The following is an 18,021-nucleotide window of genomic DNA, read 5'->3' on the forward strand; positions in this document are numbered from 1 at the left end:
TGGTCATCTAAAACTACTACATCAGCATGAATGCAATGCGTGAATAAGATTGTAAAGGTTAATGCGATAAATAAAATAACAGAATTAGATTTCATTTTTAATCTCCCTTTGTTGCGCAGCTTTCGGATGAGTATACGCCTTTAATATAAAATTTTTCACGTATTTTTTATCAATTAAACTGATTATTTATTCTTAGAATAAATATAAAAGACAAAGAGCGTACAACTGTTCCAGTTTTGAAACAGTATTTATGCTGCGACGCAGAAAAATTGGAAACTTTTGCTCTTAACACTAAACGGTTAAATGCATATAGTTCAGTTTGTTAGTTTTTTTAATGAATTAATCAGCTAGTAAATAAAAGTAAAAAACATTACATAGTCTTAGAATAATTATTTTATTTGTAATAGCACTTCAACGCCATAATGATCCGAGAGTGGATACATTTTTCCATCCACTTCAACAATATTTTCATCAAACACGCGTCTCGCCGAGCGAATACGGCTATCCGTTCGTAAGCGTCTTGAAATATAAATGTGGTCGATGAGCTGGGCTTCGGCAGCTGTGTAGCCGCGCATTGCGTTGAGTGGATTGTCTCCAGTCCAGGTGGGTTTCGGGGTTATGCCACGCTGTTGCGCGTAGGCCGCGTAAACATCGGTGAAATCGTTTTCGAGCAAATATTTGTAATTGATCGCGGAGAATCTTGGTCCGGCGTTAAAGTCGCCAAGTATGATCTGATATTCCGTATTATTGGTTAGGGCAAGTTTCAAGGCCTGTTCCAACTGCCGGGTTCGCATCAGATTAATATTGTCATCGTCTTGCCGGTTTAATGTGCCACCAGACGTGGCATGCAAATTGATCAAATTCACGCGTTTTTGATCAGTGAGTTTGATTACCGTAGACAGAATGCCGCGATCGGCAATTAACATTTCATCAATCGGACCTTTTTCTTGCTGTGACTCGCTCATGGTGCGAATGAAGGGGTATTTGGAAAACACCATCAATCCGTTATTCAGCTTGATCAGGCTTTTGTGCGCAAAAAAGTAATACGGATACTCCTGTTTTAATTTCTGAATAAAGAATTCGATATCGCGTTTTTCGTATATCTCTTGCAATGCGATCACGTCGGCATTTCGTTGCAACAGTGCATGTGGAATGTGTTTGGCACGCTCCTCGATAAACTCGGTGGGTTTGAACACGCTTTTACCGAGTACACGAATATCCAGCAGGCCAAGATTAAAGCTTATGACTTTGAGCTGGCCGCTAAAAGCTTTAGGTGTGCTGCTAACCGGTTCTTGCACATGGGTCATGAACGGTTTAGGCAACAGGCTGGCATAAACAGCAACCACCAGGACCAGCGAAATAATGATCAGGTATTTCAGGGTTTTGAATAAGGCTCTCATGTTTGTGGTTTCCAGTGGTATTCCATGTATTTTGCTGTATTAAGTGCAACCGTTTCACCGAGTAGACGACTGACCAGATGAAACGAGGCGTCTATGCCGGCAGATATCCCACCAGAAAAAATTATTTTTCCATTATCTACGATTCTTTGATCTTCCAGTACCGTCACACTGGGATCAGCGGCCCGCAAGGAATCAAATGCCATGTGATGGGTTGTAGCATTGAGGTTTTTGCTTAATCCGGCTTTTGCCAAAAGCAAAGCGCCCGTGCATACGGATAAAATATTTTGACACTCCGGGTAAACTTCTTTTATCCAGTTTAGCAAAACCGGATTATGCATTTCTTTACGCGAACCGAATGCTGTGCCATCGGACTGGTAGCCACCGCCACCCGGAATCACGAGAATATCTGGTGCTGGTGCGTCAGTAAAAATGTAATGTGGAATGATGCCAAGAGCATTACGTGCCTGAACCGGGCTTTGTTCGGCCACGGTATAAACATTAAACGGCTTACTACCATTCTTCCTGCCGGTTACTGAAAATACTTCAAATGGACCGCTGAAGTCGAGAACTTCAACATGGTCAAAAAGCAATATAGCGACTTTTTGGACTTTAGACATCGCAGGGTATTTTCTTTATAGTGGTAAACGCAATGGTGATCTGGCTATTGTAATGCAAAGACCTAGTTGATGTTGCCTGCATAAAATAAAGCATGATAAAAAATACAATAAAATATTTGGTTAAAACCTATTTGCGACTGGGGTTTTTTTTCTATTATAAAAAAATCCGAATTATCGGACTTGAACGCATACCAAAGCACAAGCCGGTTTTTCTATTGCCGAATCATCAAAATGCCTTGCTGGACCCTTTGTTAATTGCTTCTCACTTGCCTGGCTTTGCACACTATCTGACTCGCGCAAATGTATTTAAAAATCCGTGGATTGCCAAATTATTGAAATTCTTTGGTCTGGTTCCAATTTATCGTTTACGTGATGGCTATGCAAGCTTGGGGAAAAATCGGGAAGTTTTTGATTTTTGTATCCAGGAGTTCTCCAAAAATGGAACTCTATTGGCGTTTCCAGAGGCGAATCATAATATCCAACGCCGTGTACGTAACCTCAGTAAGGGTTTTACCCGTATCGTGTTTCAGGAATTGGAAACTCGCCCGGATACACAACTGGAATTGCTGCCAATCGGTCTGAATTATAAGCAGGCGGATCAATGGCCGGATAGGGTCTCTATCTATTTCGGGGATCCGATCCCGGTACAAAAATATCGAGCAGAAAACCCTAAAGAGATGACCGAACATTTGCGACGCAATGTCCAGACAGCCTTAAAGCGCCTGACCACGGATATTCCTGTCAAGAATTATCCGGAAATAGAAAAGCAGTTAAGGGCAAGTGGTACAGATTTTCAGGACCCGGTACTTTTGAATCAATGGATTGCTTCAGAGGTTCCCGTAATCGAGGTAAAGACGCCCCGCCTCAAGGCCGGACTAAGTGCAATTCTAAAAGCTTTACTCAAGGTAAATTTATGGCTGCCATACCTGATCTGGAAATATTATATTCGTCCAAGAATTCAGGAAAAGGAATTTATTTCAACTTTCCGCTATAGCGTGGCAATCACCTTAGTGCCCGTTTACCTGTTATTGATTGCAACAATACTGAGTATTATCACTGGCCCCGGTATTGCGTTACAGTATTTGTTGGCTGTTTTGCTGCTGGCTTTATTGAGCGTTAAAATCTGAGCGATAGACAACTCAATCCACCGTCGAGTTTCTGAAACTCTGACGCATCCAATTCAAGCACTTCATATCCTGCGCCAACAATAAGTTTACGAGTTTCCGGAAAACCTGCTGGCATAATTACAGTGTCATTTATCCAGATGCTGTTAGCGGCATAACTTTCAGATTCCGGAACTTCTATAATATTGAAATCCTGAAATTCGGGTTTCTGCAAAAACTCACCACAGGCCAGTAAATTATTATTTTCCAGGTAGGCTACACCGGTTTTCAAATGCAAGACATTTTTCAAATTTACGGTTGATGCCGTCAGGCCATGCTTGCCAAGGATTGATTGCATTTGTCTCGCGCCAAACTGATTTGTGCGCTCCGACAAACCAATGTAGAAATGATCGTTCACCATCATGATGTCTCCGGCATCTACAGTGCCAGGCGAGCTGATCTTTTCCACTTCGGGGTAAAATTCCTCGAGGGTGGCCAGGATGTGTTTGCCTTCGTCACGCCGGCTGTATGCCCCGGGGCGGGTCAGGATGGCGCAGTCATCAGAGAGCAGGGCAACATCTTCCACAAAACACGAGTCGGGAAAATCTTCCAATGCGGGAAGGATGATTACGTCTAAACCACATGACTCAAGAGCAATAATATACTGAGCGTGTTGTTCAAGTGCCAAACTATGGTTGGGTTTGCCCAGACTCGCAGAGGTGATCCCGTCAATCATGGAGCGGGCAGGGGTGCGCACAATGGCCTTGGTGAACATGGTGTTTCCTAAGTGGCGATGAGCCGGAGTTGTTGTCGGAGTAATTCCTGGAAATGTAATACGCCAGTTTCACGTAGCATATTCAAGCGTCCCTGTTCATAGCAGCCGGATTGTAAACCTTTTTGCACGGCTTCGCATATCTGGATGTCTTCTTTTTGTATTTCATCACTCAAGGCAATGTCTTGTTCGATGAATTGTTGAGTTTCTTGTGAATCTATGTCGCTGTAAAAATAATCAAAAGTTACCAGAGTTTCACCACTATTCAACGCGCTAACGCGATTGGTCTGCAAACGACCCGGCAAAATATTCAACATCAGATTGGGAAAAACACAATAGTAATGGGCTTTGCCTTCGCCATAGAAATTTGATGGATTGTCAACTTGTTCCAATGGACTGAACTGGTAACTGTACCAGGGATGTAGTGTGGTTTGATAACTGCGATAGTCAAGCATTTTATTCAGCTCGGGATGCACCATTGGCAAATGATAGCCTTCGAGATAATTATCCATGTAGACTTTCCAGTTACACGCTACATAATAGGTATCGCTATGGCTAAATTGCATTTGTGCCAGATCAATGGGCACTATGTTTTGTGCAATGCCATCAAGCATGGTCTCAAGTTTCGGTACCACTGCAGTGTCTGATACATTGACAAAAACCAGATTTTGCCAGATGGCATGTTTGACTTTCGGTAAATGAAACTGACAGGTATCAAAATTGGGTGTGTTGTTCATTTCCGGTGCCACTTTTAAGGCACCGTCGAGGGTATAAGTCCAACCATGGTACTTGCATACCAGCATGTTGCTGTGACCGTTCTCGTACGCCAAGGGTCCACCGCGGTGACGACATACATTAATAAAGGCATTTATTTCATTATCGGCATTGCGAACAACAATTACCGGTTTGTTGCCAAGCTCTGCCACAATATGATCACCACTACGCTGTAGTTGCGACACATGTCCGACCAGTTGCCAGGAATTTTCCAAAACCGCAGTTTTTTCAAGACCCAGAATATCTTCATCCAGGTACATGAATGCCGGTAAGGTATGTGCGTTATTGTGGTCAACAGGTTCGATGGCCGCCAGATATTCTTTTCCAACTAAATGAGTCATAAATGTTATTGTATGCTGAACAGTGAGTGGATTATATAAGTAAATTCCGCAGCTTAAGTCATTGATTGAGAAAAATACCGTATGCGCACTGCAAGTAAAAAACTCGGGTTCTGGATGTGTGTTTCGCTGGTGGTCGGTAATATGGTCGGCTCAGGAATATTTTTATTGCCATCCTCACTGGCCGAGTACGGGGGCATTAGTATTATCGGTTGGATAGTCACCGCCTTTGGTGCATTGATGACGGCTTTGGTATTTGTTCGTCTCAGCCGTAAAATGCCGGCCCAGGGTGGTCCTTATGCCTACACCCGTAAAGGCTTTGGTGACGTGGCCGGATTCACGGTTGCCTGGGGTTATTGGGTCTCCTTATGGTGTGGCAATGCGGCCATTTCGGTCGCGATGGTTTCGTATTTAAGTTACTTTTTCCCCCAACTGAGTGAAACGCCCTTATTGGGGGTTGTGGTTGCTTTAGCCGCGATCTGGACACTGACCCTGGTGAATTGCCGTGGTGTACGCCATGCCGGTTATGTGCAAGTGATCACTACCGTGTTAAAACTTACTCCCTTGATCATAATTGGTATTGCGGTTTTTTTGTATTTTGATGTGAGCCAGTTTGAGCCCTTGAATAAGAGTGAGAAGACAACATTCAATGCTGTGACTGCTACCGCCGCGCTAACCTTATGGGCTTTCCTGGGCTTGGAATCGGCAACTATACCGGCGGATAATGTCGAAGATCCGGTCAAGACCATACCGCGTGCCACCTTATTGGGTTTTTTGATAGCAGCCGTGGTGTACATTTCCAGTACCACAACTATTTTGAGTGTGATCCCGCACGTAGACCTGGTCAGCTCGAACGCACCGTTTGCCGATGCCGCAAAGATCCTGTGGGGCGAGTGGGCGGGTACGCTGGTTGCCGTAGGCGCGGTGATCAGTTGTTTTGGCGCTTTGAATGGCTGGATCTTGTTACAGGGTCAAATGCCGATGGCCGCAGCACACGATGGCTTGTTGCCAGCGGTCTTTAAAGGCAATGCACATGGGGTTCCTGTTAAGGGCTTGTTGATCTCCAGTGGCTTTGTCTCGTTTATCGCAATTTCGAATTACACTGATGGACTGGTCGCCTTATTCACCTTCTCGATTTTGCTGGCAACCTTGATGGTTTTGGTGCCGTATTTGTTTACCGCACTTTATGAATTGAAGTTGATCATCAGTAAGCAGACAATCGCCAAAGACTGGCTCGCCCTGCTGACTACGATACTGGCCATGGTGTATACCCTATGGGCAATTTCGGGTATTGGAAAAGATGCGCTCCTGGTGGGCATTGGCTTGATACTCTCTGGATTACCGGTGTATTGGTGGATGCGTAAACGAAGATTATCCAGTTAATAGTCCTGACATTACTCTTCGGGGAAATAATATACTCGTTTTATCAGTTCTCCTTCAAATTCATAAACCGATAAACTACGCTGGGACTTACGTTCCTTATCCGAATCCCAGCTAGCCTCTTCAATTGCACTGACACGTGCATTACTCGATATGAGTTTAACCAGCCTGGACTGGCATGTTTCACAGTCTGAAAAATACTTTTCCATTGCAAGAGACAATTCTGATCTGTTAGCTGTTTCATGTATGAGTTTGTCTCCATTGATAAAAAACCATTGCATGTCATGGCTGACCAGAGAAAGCATTTTCTCAAGATCGCGTTGATTGAACGCGTCGATAAAATTTTTTACATTCGTTACTTTGTAGTCACCAGAAATTTCTGATGTTTGATAACCCTGATCGGACATAACGCATGACAACAGACTCAGGCAAAAAATTACCAGCCCGGTTTTGAGAAATAACCGCATTAACATTTACTACGCTATGATCAGCAGGGCAATATAGGGTGTGATGCAGAAAAATAGAATAATTAATTTCGCCGCACCCAAAAATGCATACATGACCTTTTCAAAATAATCACGGTCAATTTTGATGAATTTATTTTGAATTTTGTAAGTTAGGTCGGGCGCCAATAAAATCCAAAAAGACCAAAACGCAAATATACCGACATTGATGATGGTCATCCATTTAAAAAATTCAGTTAAGTTTGCAAGTGTCATCATTGCCTCCGGTTATAACGATTAAGAAAGCTATTGCACGAATCAGTGTACATCAAGGCTGCAAAATTCGTTTGATTTGGGTCAATTATTCAATATTATGCTATTTTCTGCTCGAGTTAAAAAATGCGATCAGTTGTTTTTTTCATATCAACCCATCAAGCTGGAAGTGTTTATAATTGTCAATTCAAATACACATGAAAATCTGACTAAACAGGCTCACTCATCATGAAAACTGCTCTTGTTATCGGTGCGACAGGACTTACTGGCAAACACATTGTCAGTAACTTGCTCGACAGTAATGCATATGCAAAAGTAGTTATATTTACGCGGCGTGAATTGCCTCTGGATAACCCAAAGCTGGTTTGCAAAATTGTCGACTTCTACAAAATTGATGAATGGGCGGGAGAGATTCAGGGCGATGACCTTTTTTCTGCCCTGGGCACAACCATTAAACAAGCGGGCTCGAAGGATAATTTTTACAAGGTGGATTACACGTTTCAGGCAAACTTCCTGAAGCATGCAGCTGCCAATGGCGTGGGCAGAGTATTTCTGATCTCTGCTCCGGGTGTTAGTGTGAGATCACCGGTTTTTTATAACCGGGTTAAAGCCAAGCTGGATACCTACGCGCGTACACTGGCTTTTCAGACTTTGGTATTTTTCAGACCCTCGATAATCTACGGCAACCGAGAGGATTCCAGGCCAGGCGAGAGATTTGGAGAGAAACTATTGAGCTTCACAGCAAACTGGGTTCCCAGTATGAAAAGGCTCAAACCGATTTCCGGCGATGAACTCGGCAGTGCGATAGTCAATTGTGCGCAATCGGATCTTGCACCTGGCGAGCATAATATTGAATGGTCAGCAATTTTTAACTTGCTTTGATTTGATGAAATTACGTGTTAATTCTGCCAGATTTAAGAATTATCTGATGTATTGATAGGGTTTCGCCCATTCAGGCAGCCCTCCGCAATCTTATAGATAAGAGACCAGGTTTTTCGCTTGAATCACTAAATAAAAAACCCGCTGAGTCTTGCGACTAGCGGGTTTATTCAAAACAGAATTAATTGATTCTGCTTTTTACTTTCAGTCTCTCAAGCAGCTTTACGACGAGTGGTTTTTCGCTTGGCCGCTGTTTTCGCTTTAGCGCGAGTAGTAGACGCTTTTTTAGTGGCTTTTTTGTTTACTTTCTTGGCCGCTTTTTTAGCGCTTTTCTTTACCGCTTTGGCAGCTGGCTTGGCTTTCGCTTTAAGGTTTTTCTTAACCGCTTTTTTAGCTTTTTTAGCAGCAGGCTTAACGTTGTAGACGTTATTGAACAATTCAACAACATTGTCACGTGCGTCAACCAGAATTGCAGCAGTAGCTTTGGCATTGGCAATGACACGGTCACGAGTTGCGTAGTTCAACTTGGTTTGTGCTTTAACCAGTGTTTTAGCGTCATTGGCTTTAACCGCTGCTTTCAAGCGTTTGGCGCTTGCATCAACCATACCTTCTACAACATTGAATTGCTGACCGATGAGTTTTTCAACGGTACCGTAAGCGATGCTGTTTAAAGTCAAAGTTGCTTTTTCAGCTTTGTTGACAACTTTTTTGCTATCCAACAATTTGTCGGCTGACAGATCAGCAACAAATTTGGTTTGTTTTACAGCTTGTTTAGGCAAGCCTTTCAATTGCTTGGTATAAGCATTTACGTCGAATTTCATAATAAATCTCCAGTATTAAAGAGGGCATTTACCCGTTTGATGCGATGCACAATACTAGTTTTGGTGCAATGCGTCAATTAATCTGTTCGAAAATTCGACTTTATTCTATAAATATGTATAAAAACAATGAGTTATGATTATTATGTCTAATAAAAAAGCGGTCAATATGACCGCTTTTTGCGCATCAAATTGTCAACCCATTCAGTCTTCCAGGACGTCCAGATTGATATCCGGCTTGTTCAGGAAATCACGAATCAGTGGTGTGACCGCTTTCGCATTATGTAATAGGAACAAATGCCCGCCACCCGGGATGATCTCCAAACGACAATTCGGGATCATTAGCGACATCACTTTGGCATTCACAGGTCGTACCAAAGGATCATCATCGCCGGCCAGTAACATGGTTGGCTGACGTAAGGTGTGTAACCAGTGAAAGCTGGTCCATCCAAGGCCGGCCAGTAACTGATAGATATAACCACGGGTGCGTGGCGGAATAATACGCGAGGTTAATTCGCTGACCAGTTCCGGATTGCGTCGAATACGTCCGCCATAAATTGTTCCAGACACTTTACGCATAAAGCCTTTGGAAATATAGCGACGCGGGGTAATCATATTACGCAAGACTTTAAATTTGGCCGGAACCATTACCATACCGGCCGAGGTGGCGGCTAAAATTAAACGACGCACACGTTTTGGAAACTGATGGGCAAATTGCTGGGCCAGGGCACCGCCCCAGGAAACTCCAGCCACATCCACTTGTCCGTAACCGAGTGTATCGAGTAGATCTTTGGCCAATCTGGCCAAATGCTTAAAGCGACGTATTTTGACCGGAGTCTGCGAGTCACCGGTTCCGGGAATATCAAAAATGATCACTTCTTTTTCGTGCAAGGTTTCAATAAACGGGATACATAATTCCAGGTTTGCGCCAATACCGTTGATCAACAATAGCGGTGTCGAATTATCCGTGCCTTCACGAATTAAATAACGCAGTCGAATACCATCGACCATGACGTAATTAATTCGAGGCTTTTTACCCGTTGAACTTATATTTTCAGAGATGCGAGAACGTTTATTATTAATTGGGCTCACCTTGGCGGTCGTGGAAGAGTCGGCTGATCGTCGAGATTTATTAAGTTTTGTTTTTGTTTTAATTGCTACGCTAGGCATATAAGTTCTTCAATATTAATTAATGGAAGCTTCAAGTTTAACGCTGATGAACGTATCGTCCGGGCGCCTTGTCTGTTGGAGGATGTTTATCACTTCCCAGATGTTTTGGTGCATTAACCAGTTTTCCGCCTTGCTCTTTTTTGTACCAGTCCAACCAATCAAACCACCAGGTGCCGCGAATCTCATCGGCGCCTTCCAACCAGCTATCGGCATCGAGGCTTAGGTCCGGGTTGTTAAAGTACTTGGATTTCTTTTTGCCCGGTGGATTGATAATACTCTGAACATGTCCACTGGAACTCAAAATGAATTTCATATTGGTGTTTTTTAAAATTTCGCGTGAATCGTAACAGGCTTTCCACGGGGTAATGTGATCGGTGATACCGGCCACCACATAAGTGTCGCAAGTGATCTTGCTGGTATCAATTTTTGTGCCCAAGACTTCGATGCTGTTAGGCTTCACCAGTGGATTGGTGATGTACATGTTCAATAAGTCAACATGGAAGGCCGCCGGCAATCGTGTGGTGTCAGCGTTCCAGTACAACATGTCAAAGGCCGGAGGATTATTGCCCATAACCCAGTTATTAGCCACAAACAACCAGACCAGGTCGTTCGGACGTAACCAGGCGAACATTTTGGCCATTTCTTTGCCTTCCAGTACGCCTTTGGCCTTAACCCGTTTTTGTGCGGCGGCAATTCCGCTTTTGGAGGCAAACATGCCGAGCAAAGTTTCACTGCGGGTATCCAGTACCGTGACCATCATGGTGGAAGATTTGATTTTTGGGTTGTCCAGGGCGGCGTAATGGGCTAACAAGGTTGCCATGGTAAATCCACCGGCACAGGCACCCATCAAATTCAAATCGTCAGAACCGCTAATTTCACACACGGCATCTATCGCTTCCTTACTGGCTTCAATATAGGTTTCCAGACTCCAGTCGCGTTGTGCTGCAGTCGGGTTACGCCAGCTAACGGCAAAAAACGGTACTTCATTATTGGTGCAAAATTCCACAAAACTGCGTCCCGGAGTCAAGTCAACCATATAAAACTTGTTGATCTGTGGCGGGAGCATCAATATCGGGCGTTTATATACTTTGTCGGTGTGCGGTTTGTAATGAATGACTTCGAGGACTTCATTACGAAATACCACATTACCTTCAGAGATCGCGAGGTTCTTACCAACCTGAAATTTACTTTCGTCCACCATGCGCGGCATGCCGCCATTGTTGACGATGTCATCCAGCATGTTACGAGCACCGTAGAGCAAACTTTTGCCTTTTGTTTCTACTACGCGCATCAAGGCGCCGGGATTACCGATCAGGGTGTTGGTCGGGGCAACGGCTTCAGTAACGAATTGCATTAGGAAGCGGGCACGTTCTTTATCTTTTTCACTGACCTTGCTCGAATTCAGGATATTGTAAACACTGCTGTGCCAGGCCAAGTAACTTTGCATCACGCGTTTGTAATAACCGCTTTTTTGCCAGATCTGGTGCATAAATCGTTTATCGCGCGGGTCGGGCGCCACTTCAGAAGTGCCTTTGACCACTTTGACCAGTTCGCCCAGTAGATTAATGTTTTCATCCACGATGACACTGGGGTTAACCATTAGTGATCTGAGTGCACGTTTGGCCCCATCAAACATTTCTTCGTAATCCACGCCCACAACCGGGTTTGGTCCCAGCATGCCTTGTGCCGCTGTGCTGCCATCGGCACCACCTGTAAACGGGCCTTTTTTATTCAGCATGTCCAGAATGCTTTCGGATGCTTTGCCTGCGACTTTACTTGCCACTCTTGCCGTTTTATCTACAGTGGCTTTAACCCCGCTACGTTTGGATTTGCGAATTTTCTTTTTGCCCGAAGATTTATTAGCCGATGTTTTTTTAGTGTCGGTCTTTTTAGGACGAGCTTTTTTTACGGTTACTTTACGCTTGGTCTTTTTAGCTGCCGATTTATTAGCAGCGGTTTTTTTAGAAACACTACGCTTTGAAGCCGCTTTTTTACTTACGGTTTTCTTTTTACGTGTGGATGCCTTTTTGGCTTTGCTGCGTATGGCACTGGTTTTCTTTTTAGCGGTTTTTTTGGAAGAGGTCTTCTTGCTGCGAGTTGCCATATAATAATGCTCTGGTGTGGGCTGTTTAAATAATCCTGTCATGATAACTTATCTCATGCTGCAGTGCGACGAAAAGCCGGTATTGTGCGTGTGGGACAGAATCGAATGAAATCTTGTAAGTAACTGATTTTATTGTAAAAAAGAGATTATCAAACTATTCGGAATCCGGTCTGGACTTCATGTGAAACCCACACAGGTATTTGATAATTCGCGGGACAATCAAGCCATTGCTAAACCATTGTTTGAGGCAATGAGCGCAAGGGATTTGCAAGGCTTTTGGTTAATTCACAATTTCCACTCGATTATCTTTTATTATGGGCACGCAAGAATAAAGCATACTCAGCACTGAATAATTATGGCAAAACAGAAAAAACCAGCAAAAAAGAGGTCTAAAAAAAAGACCGGAACCACAACGGCTGACAAGGTAAGTCTCAAAAGCAAGTTCTGGAAGTGGTTTAAACGATTGTTCTGGACGGGTTTGCTTCTGGGAATCCTGCTGGCAATCATTTTGTTTCTGTTTGCCATGCACTTGAACAAAACCGTAGTACCGCAATTTGAGGGCCGGCGCTGGTCAGTGCCTGCACGGCTTTATGCACAACCAAAAGAATTGTATGTCGGCGCCAGATCTACCAGTGCTGAACTGGAACAGCATTTGCTGGACTTGGGTTACAAACGCGCGCCTTCGATTAAAAATCCTGGTGATTTTTCCCGACAGTCTAATGTCATCAAAGTGTATGTCAGGCCTTTCCAGTTCTGGGATGGACTCCAAGACGCCAAACAATTACAGATCACCAGTAGAGCTGGGCGCATAACTGCCATGAAAAATAATGCCACGGGTCGAGATGAAGCTATTTTCAGACTCGATCCCTTAATTCTCGGGAATTTATTTCGCGGTGACGGGGAAGATCGCATCATCGTTAAACTTTCGGATGTGCCGATTGAATTGCAACAAGGTGTGGTTGCCGTTGAGGACAGAAAGTATTACCAACATTTTGGCATCGATCTAAAAGGCATCATGCGCGCCTTGATCGCTGATATTAAAGCAGGTGCCATGGTGCAGGGCGCCAGCACATTAACCCAGCAAATGGTGCGCAGTTATTTTTTGACCAATGAAAAAACCTTTGAACGCAAGATCAAGGAAATCCTGGTTACTATTTTGCTGGAAAGAAAATACAACAAGGAAGAGTTACTGGAAACCTACTTTAACGAAATCTTTATGGGTCAGGCAGGTGCCCGTGCAATTCACGGCATGGGTATGGCCAGCCGGTTTTATTTTAATAAACCGATACAAGAACTCAAGCCACATGAAAGTGCTGTTCTGATCACACTCTTGCGCGGCCCTTCGTATTACAACCCGCGACGTAATCCTGACCGGGTTTTAAGCCGTCGCAATCTGGTGCTTGACATCATGCATGAACAAGGGGTGCTGGATGAACAACAACACGAGTTCGCAAAACGCCAACCATTAACCATCACCGACAAACCGCCTACCGGGGTAAGTGATTACGCTGCATTTCTAGACTTGGTGAAATCCCAGCTTGCCCGCGACTATGATTCGCAAGATTTGAACACGGTCGGTTTGCAAATATTCACCACTTTGGTTCCTGAACTTCAGCAACACGCTGAAAACGCATTGGCGCAAGGACTGTCAGACGTTGAAAAGCAACGCAAGCTCGAGCATAACAGCTTGCAAGGTGCGGTAATCGTAACCTCGGTGGATGGTGCCGAAGTTCAGGCCCTGGTCGGTGGTCGTGAATCGCGTTATGAGGGGTTTAATCGTGCCATTAGTGCCAAACGACAAATTGGCTCCTTGATGAAACCCTATGTGTATCTGGCGGCATTGGAGTCGGGTGAGTTTGAAATTAATACCATTCTCAAAGACCAACCCATTGAAGTTAAGCAATATGGCATGGATGAGGTTTGGATGCCGGAAAACTACAATAAGGAATTTTCCGGGAAAATGCCTTTATATAAAGCACTCGCATTATCCAAAAATGTACCCACGGTGCATTTGGGCATGCAAGTAGGGGTTGATAAAGTCATGCAGGCTGCCACCAAGACCGGTCTGGATGAGGTCCCGCCATCCTATCCGGCCATGATGCTGGGTTCCCTGAGTTTGGCGCCGGTCGAAGTGGCACAAATGTACAACACCCTGGCCAACAACGGCTATCGCACGCCACTGCGATCGGTACGTGCTGTGTTGAACGAAAATGGTGAGCCCTTACAGCGGTTTTCCCTGGAAGTGAATAAGGTAGTCGATAGTGACGCCATGATCCAATTGAATTCAATATTGCATTTGGTCACCCAGAAAGGTACGGCACAACGCTTACAGCGTTTGATCCCGGATTTTTCCCTGGCGGGTAAAACGGGAACGTCCAACGATTACCGGGATGCCTGGTTTGCAGGGTTTAGTGGCGATGTGTCAACCGTAGTGTGGGTGGGGAACGACCAAAATGCCGATACGGGTCTGACCGGTTCATCAGGCGCTTTGCCGATCTGGGCAACTGTGATGCAAAAAGCTGCGCGGGTGCCATTTGCTACGACACCATCGGAAAATCTGGTCATGACCCAGTTTGAATTTGACAGCGGATATCGGATGCAAGGCTGTAGTCAAACCGAGAGGGATGTCATCTTGCCGGCGCGTCCAAGTGTCCTGCAACAGGAAGTGATGATTCGCTGTCAGGTAATGAACGATGAATCCGCAGCGGAGCGTGAACGTGGTGGATCAGAACGCTCTCGTGGCGTACTCGACTGGTTGAAAGACCGTCTGTAAAAAGCCCGGTCATTCATATCGGGTTAAGTAAAGCGCCTTCATTATCTCATCATTATCACAGGTAATTGCGTCTGAAAATCGGTACACTATTGCTTGATAAAAATTCACGATTAACCAATCCGTTTTAAGAGTGTCCTAAAATGAGTTTTAAACCATTGCATCAACTTCCCTCGCGTTTATTACTGGTGACTGCACTGTTGTTATTGCCAGCCTGTGCAAGCAATTGGCCGGACCCTTATAAAAAACCCGAACCGCGAGCAATCAGCGCACCACAACCCGTTCCCGAGGCAGTACCAGAACTCGAACCTCCGATGGTTGAAACCATTCCTTTACCCGATGAAGGTGTGATTTCTGCACCCGTGCCGCAAGAGAATGCACCTGCGCCTCCGCCGGTGATTGAGGCGGAGCCCGAAATGGCGGCCATTGTGGCATTGCGCGGACAAGCGGCAGATTCCATGGCAGCCGGTCAAACGGCTCAAGCGGCAGCCACGATTGAAAGAGCGCTGCGTATTCAACCGCGCAATCCGGTCTTGTGGCTGGATCTTGCAGCGATCCGTTTTGCCGAACAGGAGTTTGTCCAGACCGAAGAGTTGGCCAAACGTGCGTTGACCTACGCCGCTAGTAAAAATGATGTGGCCTACGATGCCTGGATCCTGATCGCGAACAGTCGCTATGCGCGTAATGATCGTGAAGGTGGCGAACGCGCCGAAGCCGCGGCACAGCAATATTTATAAGCTTTTTTACATGGTTATTTTTATTTTGAATACTTTCGCATGAACGATATGCAGGATATTTTTGCGGCTGATGGAATATTGGCTGAACGCTTGTCGCACTATCATCCACGTTCCCAGCAACAAAGCATGGCTGTGCAAGTCGAGTCGGCGATTCGCAACCAACAACATGCGGTGATCGAGGCCGGGACGGGCACCGGTAAAACTTTTGCTTATCTGGTTCCGGCTTTGTTGTCTGGTAAAAAAGTCATAATCTCCACGGCAACTAAAACACTACAAGATCAAATCTTTAATAAAGACTTGCCGACGGTAACTGCCGCACTGGGATCGCCACTCAAAGTTGCCTTGCTCAAAGGTCGGCGGAATTATTTATGTAAGCATCGATTACAAATACAAGTTGATGTGCCACACGGGCTGTCGAGTCTGGATAAAAAACAGCTGGCCAGTATCAAAGAATGGGGCATGCTAACCAGCAGTGGCGAAACTTCGGAATTAAGCGATGTGCCAGAGTCTTCGCCTTTTTGGTCGCAGGTAACCTCCACCAGTGACAATTGCCTGGGTCAGGCATGCCCGCTGTATGACAAATGTTTTGTGGTCAAAGCCAGGCGTGCAGCCATAACTGCCGATATCGTGGTAGTGAATCATCATTTGTTATTGGCGGACACGCGATTAAAGGAGGATGGATTTGGTGAATTGCTACCGGATGCCGATGTGGTTATCGTAGATGAGGCACACCAGATTGCCGACCTCGCGACCTCGGTATTTGGAACCCAATGGAGTTTGCGCCGCTTGCAACGCTGGCTCAAAGATGCCCAGCTAACCGCCTTGCAAACCCAGCAACACAAGTTATCTGACGACTTTGATGCCTTGTTAAAGCTCAGTCGTGACTCTCGTTTGGCCTTACAGGGCTTGCAGGGCAGTGTGCAATGGCGAGATGTACCGCCTGGATTTGTAGCGTACTTGCGTGAGCTACAAGAGTCCATGGCTGGCCTGACCGAGACCATTAAAGCCTTGAGCGATGATGTCGAATGGGAATCCTTGTGGAAACGTATGGGTATGATGTTGGCAGGGCTGCAGTTATTCGTGCAGCCTATGGAAAACGGTAATGACGCACATATTCGCTGGATGGATGTGAATAATTACGGTTATACCTTGCATGATACCCCAATCGAGATCGCCGCTGAGTTCAAGGCCCTGATGAAATCTTACGCGTCTTCCTGGATATTCACATCGGCCACCCTGGCGGTTGGTGAAAGTTTCAAAGGCTTCAGTGAACCGCTCGGAATCGAAGAGGCCGAATTCAGTTTGCTCGACAGCAGTTTTAATTTTAGATCGCAATCAATGTTGCTGTTACCCAAAGGATTGCCGGAACCCAATGATCGTAATTTTGCCGCGGCTTTTACCGATTTGGCCGAGGATTTGATCGAAGCTTCCGGTGGTGGCGCGTTCTTGTTATTCACCTCATATCGAATGTTGAATCTCGTTGCCGACCGGTTACGGGATCGGGTTGATAAAGATCTGTTGATCCAAGGGCAAATGCCACGTGCGACGCTGTTGGATAAATTCCGGCAGGATGGTGATGCGATATTATTGGGGACATCCACCTTCTGGGAAGGGGTGGATGTACAAGGTCAGGCCTTACGCCTGGTGATGATCGATAAATTACCCTTTGCCTCGCCCGGTGATCCGGTTCTTTCGGCACGCATCAATGCCATGCGTAAACGTGGTGATAATCCATTTAAACAATTGCAGTTACCCCAGGCCGTAATTGCCTTGAAGCAAGGCGTTGGGCGCTTGATTCGGGATGAGGAGGATTACGGCGTGATGGTCTTGTGTGATCCGCGTATAAAAACCAAGTCTTATGGTAAAACCTTTTTACAAAGTTTACCGGACATGCCTGTGACCGATTCATTCGAGAAAGTGAAAAGTTTTTTCAAATTTTATGATCACGCCTGATGAATAAATACCCGACCACCCTCGCCATCAACACCACGACCCGGTATTGCTCGGTTGCTTTGCTGGTGGGCGACAAAGAATTCGTTGCTGAGGAATATTCTGAACGTGGGCATGAAGGCATAATCTTGTCTTTAATGGATCAAGTGTTTGCCGAGTCGCATACCACGAAACAGGATGTCGAGCTTTTGGCCTTTGGGCGCGGGCCAGGTGCATTTACCGGAATACGGGTAGCAACGGCAACCGCACAGGGTCTGGCTTTTGGCTTGAACCTGCCGGTGGTGCCAGTATCAGATCTGTTGAACATTTCCTTCCAGCATTTTAAAGCGTCTGAAGAGAAAACTATTGCTGCTTGTGTGGATGCACGCATGGATGAGATCTATGCGGCGATTATTGAATGGTCGGATCATTCTTACGAATATATAAAACCGGAAGCTTTACTCAAACCAGATGACTTCCAGTGCGAATCTTCCTTGTGTGGTGTTGGTAACGG

Annotated in this window: 15 protein-coding genes; 7 read left to right on the plus strand and 8 right to left on the minus strand. The window is 45.3% G+C overall.

Annotated features, from left to right (window positions below):
* Nucleotides 1-389: 389 nt before the first annotated feature.
* Both HKN88_08780 and HKN88_08785 read right to left on the minus strand, forming a co-directional pair.
* Nucleotides 390-1,400, minus strand: a complete 1,011-nt coding sequence (locus HKN88_08780) for a hypothetical protein (protein ID NNC98148.1) — start codon at nucleotides 1,398-1,400, stop codon at nucleotides 390-392.
* Nucleotides 1,397-2,017 (minus strand): DJ-1/PfpI family protein, encoded by a 621-nt coding sequence (locus HKN88_08785; GenBank protein NNC98149.1) that lies wholly within the window; start codon nucleotides 2,015-2,017, stop codon nucleotides 1,397-1,399. Before HKN88_08785 ends, HKN88_08780 begins: the two co-directional genes overlap by 4 nt.
* Before the next feature lie 92 nt (nucleotides 2,018-2,109).
* On the opposite strand from HKN88_08785, the gene HKN88_08790 reads away from it, so the two are divergent.
* Nucleotides 2,110-3,144, plus strand: coding sequence for a glycerol acyltransferase (locus tag HKN88_08790; GenBank protein NNC98150.1), 1,035 nt, complete (start codon nucleotides 2,110-2,112; stop codon nucleotides 3,142-3,144).
* Here the strand turns inward: HKN88_08790 and HKN88_08795 are convergent.
* Both HKN88_08795 and HKN88_08800 read right to left on the minus strand, forming a co-directional pair.
* Nucleotides 3,134-3,895: a N(G),N(G)-dimethylarginine dimethylaminohydrolase gene (locus HKN88_08795; protein NNC98151.1), complete on the minus strand. Its 762-nt coding sequence runs from the start codon at nucleotides 3,893-3,895 to the stop codon at nucleotides 3,134-3,136. The two genes, HKN88_08790 and HKN88_08795, sit on opposite strands and share 11 nt — an antisense overlap.
* A gap of 8 nt (nucleotides 3,896-3,903) precedes the next feature.
* Entirely contained in the window at nucleotides 3,904-5,007 is a 1,104-nt protein-coding gene (locus tag HKN88_08800; protein ID NNC98152.1) for an aromatic ring-hydroxylating dioxygenase subunit alpha, read from the minus strand.
* A gap of 81 nt (nucleotides 5,008-5,088) precedes the next feature.
* On the opposite strand from HKN88_08800, the gene HKN88_08805 reads away from it, so the two are divergent.
* Nucleotides 5,089-6,387, plus strand: a complete 1,299-nt coding sequence (locus HKN88_08805) for an amino acid permease (protein ID NNC98153.1) — start codon at nucleotides 5,089-5,091, stop codon at nucleotides 6,385-6,387.
* 11 nt (nucleotides 6,388-6,398) lie between these two features.
* Here the strand turns inward: HKN88_08805 and HKN88_08810 are convergent, their stop codons facing one another.
* Nucleotides 6,399-6,791: a nuclear transport factor 2 family protein gene (locus tag HKN88_08810; protein NNC98154.1), complete on the minus strand. Its 393-nt coding sequence runs from the start codon at nucleotides 6,789-6,791 to the stop codon at nucleotides 6,399-6,401.
* A gap of 537 nt (nucleotides 6,792-7,328) precedes the next feature.
* On the opposite strand from HKN88_08810, the gene HKN88_08815 reads away from it, so the two are divergent.
* On the plus strand, nucleotides 7,329-7,982 hold the full coding sequence (locus HKN88_08815; protein NNC98155.1) for an NAD(P)H-binding protein: 654 nt from the start codon (nucleotides 7,329-7,331) through the stop codon (nucleotides 7,980-7,982).
* 209 nt (nucleotides 7,983-8,191) lie between these two features.
* On the opposite strand, the gene HKN88_08820 is transcribed toward HKN88_08815, so the two are convergent.
* From HKN88_08820 to HKN88_08830, 3 genes are all read right to left on the minus strand, one after another.
* On the minus strand, nucleotides 8,192-8,800 hold the full coding sequence (locus HKN88_08820; GenBank protein NNC98156.1) for a phasin family protein: 609 nt from the start codon (nucleotides 8,798-8,800) through the stop codon (nucleotides 8,192-8,194).
* A 201-nt stretch (nucleotides 8,801-9,001) separates the two neighbouring features.
* The gene (gene phaZ, locus HKN88_08825) at nucleotides 9,002-9,808 is read right to left on the minus strand and encodes a poly(3-hydroxyalkanoate) depolymerase (GenBank protein NNC98157.1); all 807 of its coding nucleotides are present in this window, start codon (nucleotides 9,806-9,808) and stop codon (nucleotides 9,002-9,004) included.
* 196 nt (nucleotides 9,809-10,004) lie between these two features.
* Nucleotides 10,005-12,113, minus strand: coding sequence for an alpha/beta fold hydrolase (locus HKN88_08830; GenBank protein NNC98158.1), 2,109 nt, complete (start codon nucleotides 12,111-12,113; stop codon nucleotides 10,005-10,007).
* 313 nt (nucleotides 12,114-12,426) lie between these two features.
* Here HKN88_08830 and mrcB point away from each other — a divergent pair, with 313 nt between their 5' ends.
* The 4 genes from mrcB to tsaB form a co-directional block, all read left to right on the plus strand.
* Nucleotides 12,427-14,844 carry a penicillin-binding protein 1B gene (gene mrcB, locus HKN88_08835; GenBank protein NNC98159.1) on the plus strand — a complete coding sequence of 806 codons (2,418 nt, stop codon included), beginning with the start codon at nucleotides 12,427-12,429 and terminating at the stop codon, nucleotides 14,842-14,844.
* 140 nt (nucleotides 14,845-14,984) lie between these two features.
* The gene (locus HKN88_08840; GenBank protein NNC98160.1) at nucleotides 14,985-15,578 is read left to right on the plus strand and encodes a hypothetical protein; all 594 of its coding nucleotides are present in this window, start codon (nucleotides 14,985-14,987) and stop codon (nucleotides 15,576-15,578) included.
* Nucleotides 15,579-15,617: 39 nt separating this feature from the next.
* Nucleotides 15,618-17,531 (plus strand): ATP-dependent DNA helicase, encoded by a 1,914-nt coding sequence (locus HKN88_08845; protein ID NNC98161.1) that lies wholly within the window; start codon nucleotides 15,618-15,620, stop codon nucleotides 17,529-17,531.
* The coding region (gene tsaB, locus HKN88_08850; GenBank protein ID NNC98162.1) for a tRNA (adenosine(37)-N6)-threonylcarbamoyltransferase complex dimerization subunit type 1 TsaB at nucleotides 17,531-18,021 on the plus strand (491 nt) is incomplete at its 3' end. The genes HKN88_08845 and tsaB, both read left to right, overlap by 1 nt.

Source organism: Gammaproteobacteria bacterium (assembly GCA_013001575.1).
Taxonomy (GTDB): Bacteria; Pseudomonadota; Gammaproteobacteria; order Steroidobacterales; family JABDMI01; genus JABDMI01.